Raw genomic sequence first — 6732 nt, 5'->3', positions numbered from 1 at the left:
GAGCCTGCGGAGGGAATGAATGGACGTGCAGAAAACCATGGAAGACATTTGCCTGAAACAGGACAACGGCTGCGACTTTGCTTTTTGCGGTCGTCTTTTTTCGGAATGTTCCTGGTATGACGAATCGCTTGGCACACTTACCCGCCAAAAGCTGTATGTGACTGAAAACAATGAACAGATCTATTACATTGTCCGTTCCAGCGGGCAGGAGCGCAGCCGTCACGCCTACAAGCTGTTCATGCGCGGCGATGTGTGCGTGATCCATAACGGCGTGACCGAAATGGCCCTCCAGTTTGACATGCTCATGCTGGCAGTGCGCGGCCTGTGCGGCCTTGATTCTGGCGCGACGCCTTCTCTTTCCATGGTTGAAGAGATGCTTAAGGCAGCCAATGCCTGATTTTTCCATATAGCCGCAGTCACCGCGTATGCGTTGGCGGCGCAACCTCCACATGAAACGGCCCTCTTTGCGAGGGCTTTTTCATTTTTTGCAGCCTTCAACTTTTTTGCAACCCGCTACACCATTCGCTGCATGCCGCCTCTCAAGGCAGACAACCGTTGAAAGAGCTGGGCAAGTCCTTTACTCTGGCAAACAATACGCAAGTATCTGAGTGACGCACGGCATGCTTTTCTGCGTGCTACCAATCCAAAAAGCCAGCGAGGCAGACATGAGCAATACTATTGCACCCGGCATGAACGGCACGGCAGAAACCACTGTTACCGAGGGCATGCTGGCAAGCACTGTGGGCAGCGGCAAAGTAAGTGTTTTTTCCACAGCCATGATGGTGGCCTGGATGGAAGGCACAGCCGTGGACGTGGTGCAGCCGCTCCTCGAGGAAGGGCAAACGACCGTAGGAACCGGCATCAGCGTCAGCCATGTGGCCGCTACGCCCCTGGGCATGAAGGTGCGCTTTACCGCAGAAGTGACCGCAGTTTCCCCCAATGGCAAAGGCCTGAGTTTCAAGGTGGCGGCCTATGACGAAACCGGGCTGATCGGCGAGGGCACCCACGATCGCGTGGTTGTGAACAAAGATAAATTTGAGAGCAGAACCAGAGATAAGGCAAAGGCCTGATAAAGAACCTTCCGTGCGGAATTTCAGCGGCTAGGCATATGGGCTTTTGCGTAAAAACACAGTAAACTACTCGAGTCTATGCAACCCTTAAGGAGTAGTTATGGGCAACCTTACCTTTGTCGGCATATCGGGCAGTCTGCGCAAGGCTTCGCGCAATACCGGGCTTTTGCGGTGCTGCGCAGCGCATCTTCCTCAGGGTGTAAGCCTTGAAATTGCAGATATTTCCGCTCTGCCGTTCTACAATGCGGATATTGAAAAACCCGCTGTGGTGCAGCGCCTCATTGATCAGGTGAGCGCAGCGGACGGGCTGGTTCTGGCCTGCCCCGAATACAACTATTCTCTTGCTCCCGCGCTGAAAAACGCGCTGGACTGGCTCTCGCGCGAACCCGACCTTGCGCCCCTTACGGGCAAAACCGCCTGCATCGTGGGTGCTGGCGGCGGCATGGGCACATCGCGGGCGCAGTACCATCTGCGTCAGGTCTGCGTGTATCTGAACCTGCACGTGCTGAACAAGCCTGAGCTTTTTTCCAATGCTTTCACGCCTGCCTTTGCCGATAACGGCGATGTGCAGGACGAAGCCCTCGCGGGTCAGGCCACGGCCCTCATGCAGGCCATGACCGACTGGACGTTACGGCTGAAGTAGCCCCCGATCTATCAGCCCCGTGGAAAGGCCACTGTTTTGGCAGTGGTTTTCTGCGGGGCTGCGTGTTGATGCGGAGTGGGAAATGGCTGCCTGTCAGGTAAAAAATGCACAGCGTTTGAGGTACCAGAATCACCGGTTTGAGCGCATGCCGGGCATGAGTCTGCTGCTGGACGCCTTTGCTCTGGTGGACTGCGACGTAGAGGCCTCCATCGCGCTCCAGAAGGAGCCGCCAGCCTGCGGGCCGGGGTGCTGCCAATGCTGTATCCAGCCCATCCCTGCAACCCCACTGGAAATTTTGGCCTTGCGCCTTTTTGCGGAGCTGGAGCTTCCCCCCTCCAGGCGGGATGCTCTCAAAGCAACCTTTGCGCGGTTCCGTGGAGAGCGGGCAACCGTGTGGGATGCTTGCCCTTTCCTGTTGGAGAAGAGCTGCTGCGTTTATTCTGTGCGTCCCATTGCGTGCAGACGCTATGTTGTTTTCGGCCAGCCATGTAAAATGGGCGAGGATGCCACCCAGACCCGGCCTGCTGATGTGCTGCATCCGCGTCAGGATGCCATGCAGGCTGCCTTGCGGCTCACATTGCCCTGGTACAGGGAACGGTACACCCTGCCGGAACACATTACCGAGGAAGAAACACAGGCTTTCTTTCGCGGTGTCACCACGGTCTTGCAGGCCGTGCCCTGGGCAAAATACGCCTAGCCCCGCCGATTCAAGCTGACCGCCAAACCACGCCAGCCCAAACCCGCCAACCAGCTCAGGCTAGTCAGTCCAGCCGTGGTTGGCTCCTGCGCCTGCGTGCATTTTTAACGTCCGGATGGTCAGGGTTTTGACAGCTCAAGCTGAAGCATGGGGCCGTTGTTCAGGCTCACAAAAAGGCCCAGCGGCACATTGGCAGCCGGACTCACCGGCACTGCCAGATATTCTCCTGCCTTCCAGCCTTCAGCTTGAAGGTGGATTTGCTCGCCTGCCAGCGCACCCAGTATTTGCAGATATGCAGAGCTTCCGGCGGTGCTGTCTGCAACTATTTGCCGCTCCAGAAGATGTGATGCAGCAAGCCGTTGCAGGAATACGGGCATAAGCCTTCGCCAGTCCGTTTTGTTGAGCCGCAAAACCGCAATGCGTTCAATCCTTGAAATATCCTGTCCGTGCAGCACCAGCCACAGGTTGCTAAACGTGGTGGTAGCCGCAGTCGGTTGTACGTTTGCCGGTGCTCCATTGGCGCGTACCAGCCATGCAGCGTCAATTCCAGCGTCATGCAAGGCTTGCGGCAAGCCCAGCGTTACAGGCTTCTGCGCGGCCATGTCCGAGGGTGCCTCCAGCGCCGCCACGGCTGCGGAGGCCACGGGCGGTGCGCTGTACACGCCGCCAAGGCCCAGCATCCAGGCCGCCCAGAGGTTGGGCCATGTTTTTGGTTGCGCGGGCAAGGCCTCACCCATTTGCACAGGAAAGACCGTCGCCGGAATGCTGCGCTGCACCACTGGCAGCGGCAGATTCGGGTCAATAGCCCGTTTGCGCGCGCCAGGCCGGTAGATTTCCCCAAGCAGGCCGAATCGCGGCGGCGCATCCTTTGGCTGGGCGGCATCGCCCATGGCCTGCAACAGGTCGTAGCGCTCCTGCAATTGCAGTCCGAGGTGGAGCATACCGCCATTGGCGGCATTGGTCATGGTGTTGCGCCAGTTGGAGCTGCCGGCAAGCATAACCAGCAGAGGGATGAGCAGCGCAGCCATGAGCGCCCGTTGAGGCAGCCGCGCCATGGCGCGCTCCACCGATGGAAAGGCGTTCAGCAAACCCCAGAGGGCAAAGCCGCAGGCATAGGCTGAAAAAATGGTCAGCCCTGCGGGTAGTTTGCCAGTGGAGCTGATGGTCACATCGCTGAGGGCATGCAGCACCGTGAGCAGGGCTGAAAGCCCCAGATACGCGGCTATGGCCAAAACTGCCATCAGCAGGCTGGAGCGCGCCGTCCCCTTGGCAACGGCCGGGCATTGCCCGCGCATGCCGCGCAGCACAAGCACCAGCAGCAGAACAGCCCACGGCCACAGCCCGTCAAAAAACCAAAAAGCCACCTGCCGCCATTCGTCAAAAGCTGCGGCAAGCTGGCGCAGCTGTACGTCTGTGCCGATGTGGCGGGCAGCCCTGCGCACCTGATTGCCCGGAGCAAGAAAGGAAAACAGCAAAGCCCCGAAAACCCATAGCCACAGAACGCCCATATGGCGCAGACGGGTGCGGGCGTTTTGCGTGGCATCGGGTTCCGTCTCCCTGCTTGAAAAGCGATCGGCCAGGGCCAGCAGAACAGCAACCGTACATGCCGCCAAAGCCGCCAGGGCCGAATGCTCAAACACACCAACGGTCAGTAGCCCCACTATGATGGCCTGACGCCGCGCCTTGCGGGCCTCGGTTGTCGGAGCGGCCCACAGGCGGCAGAGCATCCACAGAAAGACCAGGGTCATGGCCTGCAAAAGGCCCATGGTGAGCGCATCTGTCAGCAGGTAGAAGTTGGGCAGGCTCTGATGGCTGGCAAGCACCACAAGCACCCACAGCAGCCCGCAAAAAGCGGCAGCGCCGCGCTGTACGCCTACCACCCGCGCAAGGCCGAACAGGCCAAGGCCGAACAGCGCCGCGACGCCCGCGCATACAAGCCCGTACAAGGGGCGGATTTCCCCTGCCTTGCCCAGAAAAACCGCGAGGAAGTGGTAGGTATAGCGCCCGCTCCAGGTCAGCCATTCGCGGGCAACTTCGTACAGCCCGCCGGGAAGATCAAAGGGGAACATGGCCCTGGTGACTTCATCAAAGTCATCCCCGCGCGGGAACAGAAAGCAAAAGGCATAGGCAAAAGGCAGCAGCAAAGCCACAACCGCCCCCCACCAGCCCCAGCCGGGGGCAGGCAAGGTAAAGGTATCCGCCTTGAATTCAGGGGCCGGGGATTTACCGTTGTGCGCGGGGCAGGAATCGGCAGTGTGCGCCATATGCTGACAGACCTTGTGTTTGCGCGGGAGGCCCCGTAACCGGAACCCCCCGCGCTGTATTTTGGGAATGTATGCTGGCCTTGCCAGGGAAACAGGAGGTCGAGCCTGCATGTGCAGGTCGCCTGATGATAAGGTTGTTATTTTACGTCAATAACGCGCACTTCGCCGCGCATTTCGTTGACCTTTTTGCGGAAGGTCTGGCGGCGGTCCTCACCATCCACCTGACCGGCCAGCCATTCAACCACGTGCATGACAGGGCGTTTGTCGCGCATGTTGATGAGGCAGCGTCCAATACCGATCTTGCACGAGGGGCAGCCCACAATCACGGGGCCGTCATTGCCCTGCTCAAAGGCTTCGCCAAGGCGCGTCTGCTTGCGTGAACGTAGCAGGTTGTAGATGTCGGGCGAGGTCATGGCGCCCATGCCCGATTCGCCGCAGCAGCCGGGGTTGAGCGTGATCTTGGCGCCGCTGAAGTCGCCCAGCGCCTTGATGATCTGCTTTTGCCCCTTGATCTTGTGCACATCGGCCCATTCGCAGTGGCACGCGCCGTGGTACAGCACCTTTGAGCCTTCCGGCAGGGGAGCCTTGAGCTTGTCCTTGTCCAGCAGGGGCAGGGTAAGCTGCCCCACATCGCGCAGGGTCAACTGCGGGAACTGCGTTTCCATGTGCAGGCGTTCAAGGCCGTCACGGCACGAGCCGCAGGCTGTGACCAAATGCTTGCAGTCAAAGCCCAGCTTGGCAAGATTGCGCAGCATGGAGGCCAGATATTGCCGGTTCTGGGCCATGTTGTCTTCAAAGGCCGTATCCATGCCCGCAGCCAGCAGGGGGAAGCCGCAGCACATGTGCCGGGGCGGTACGGCTACGGCAAATCCGGCCTTGAGCAGCAGCATGACGGACGAAACGCCGATGCGGTCATAGAACAGCGCACCGCCGCAACCGGGGAAGTACAGGACGCAGGGCATGCCCGGCGTTGGCTCGGCAGGCGCAAAAATGGAACCCCTGTGCAGCTTGAGGGTTTCATACAGATTCGTATAGCCCATCTTGGGGCCGCGACCGGAAAAGAGCGGGCTTTTCAGGCGGCGTTTCCACATTTCGGGCACGAAACCGAGAAACTTGTTCTGCATCTTTTGCCCGAGCGAAGCCATTTTGGCCGCCTTGGGCACACGGTTCTGGATGTCGCGCGCGAGCCACTCAAGGGCATGCCCCTTGATGGGGTGCCCGCCAGCGCCTTCGTGTTCCAGCAGGGCGCGCAGGGTAAGGGCCACTTCGCCCGAGGGAATCTTGACCGGGCAGTTGGCCATGCAGCGGCCACAGGCGGTGCAGTGCTCCACAATATCGCGCAGGGCCTTGTGCAGGCTTTCCTCGATGCGGCCCTTGTTGACCTGGCTGTAGTACACGGCCTCCAGAAGCATGCCCAGCACCATGTTCTTGTTGCGGGGATGGTACTGCATGGAGCGCTCGGGATAGCACATGGAGCAGACCTGCTTGCACTTGCCGCAGCGTGTGCAGACCTGAATGGAGGTAAGCAGGCTGATGAGCTTTTCCTTGTCGGGCAGGCCGCTTTCGCGAATATCGCGGATCAGGCGGTTGAACGAGAAGGTAAAGGGGCGCACCGGCAGTTCACGGAACACCAGCTTGGCCGGGTTCATCACATCGCGTGGATCCACGCGCTCCTTGAAGGCGCGCAGGGCGTCCATCTTGTCTTTGCCGAAAAAGGCGATCTTTGTGATGCCGATGCCGTGCTCGCCCGAAACCTCGCCGCCCATTTCCTGGCACTCGGCCATGATGCGGGCTGCGGTTTCTTCCGCTTCTTCAAGCATGTGGGCATCGTTGGAGTTCACAGGGATGTTCACATGGCAGTTGCCGTCGCCCGCGTGCATGTGGCTGGCAACCACAATGCGGCTGGCATCCATGTACTCCCTGATCTTGTCGATCTTTTTGGCAAGATGGGGGTATTTTTCCTTGAGCTTGGCAAGAAAGTCTTCTGCGCGGGCGGCCAGTTCCATATCCGAAATTTCGGTGGCGGCAACATCGCCCGAGGCAGCCTTGGAGGCCTGC

At 59.6% G+C, this 6732-nt stretch carries 6 protein-coding genes; 4 read left to right on the top strand and 2 right to left on the bottom strand.

Features of this window, described 5'->3' with window-relative positions; all coding sequences use genetic code 11:
* Nucleotides 1-19: 19 nt before the first annotated feature.
* The 4 genes from VEZ52_RS11000 to VEZ52_RS10985 all read left to right on the top strand — a co-directional run bounded on the left by VEZ52_RS11000 (nucleotide 20) and on the right by VEZ52_RS10985 (nucleotide 2410).
* Nucleotides 20-397, top strand: a complete 378-nt coding sequence (locus VEZ52_RS11000) for a hypothetical protein (protein WP_324836849.1) — start codon at nucleotides 20-22, stop codon at nucleotides 395-397.
* Between the two features lie 268 nt (nucleotides 398-665).
* The gene (locus VEZ52_RS10995) at nucleotides 666-1070 is read left to right on the top strand and encodes a thioesterase family protein (RefSeq protein ID WP_324836848.1); all 405 of its coding nucleotides are present in this window, start codon (nucleotides 666-668) and stop codon (nucleotides 1068-1070) included.
* A gap of 100 nt (nucleotides 1071-1170) precedes the next feature.
* Complete coding sequence (locus tag VEZ52_RS10990) at nucleotides 1171-1713, top strand: NADPH-dependent FMN reductase (RefSeq protein ID WP_324836847.1); 543 nt, start codon at nucleotides 1171-1173, stop codon at nucleotides 1711-1713.
* Nucleotides 1714-1795: 82 nt separating this feature from the next.
* Nucleotides 1796-2410: a YkgJ family cysteine cluster protein gene (locus VEZ52_RS10985; RefSeq protein ID WP_324836846.1), complete on the top strand. Its 615-nt coding sequence runs from the start codon at nucleotides 1796-1798 to the stop codon at nucleotides 2408-2410.
* 119 nt (nucleotides 2411-2529) lie between these two features.
* Here VEZ52_RS10985 and VEZ52_RS10980 read toward each other — a convergent pair whose 3' ends face one another.
* On the bottom strand, nucleotides 2530-4674 hold the full coding sequence (locus tag VEZ52_RS10980; RefSeq protein ID WP_324836845.1) for a hypothetical protein: 2145 nt from the start codon (nucleotides 4672-4674) through the stop codon (nucleotides 2530-2532).
* A gap of 137 nt (nucleotides 4675-4811) precedes the next feature.
* A partial coding sequence (locus VEZ52_RS10975; RefSeq protein WP_324836844.1) for an FAD-binding and (Fe-S)-binding domain-containing protein occupies nucleotides 4812-6732 on the bottom strand: 1921 nt, incomplete at its 5' end.

The organism is Desulfovibrio sp., assembly GCF_035644575.1.
Classification (GTDB): Bacteria; Desulfobacterota; Desulfovibrionia; order Desulfovibrionales; family Desulfovibrionaceae; genus Desulfovibrio.
Note: the sequence above shows the minus strand (reverse complement) of the source record. Positions and strands in the feature narration are given on the sequence as shown.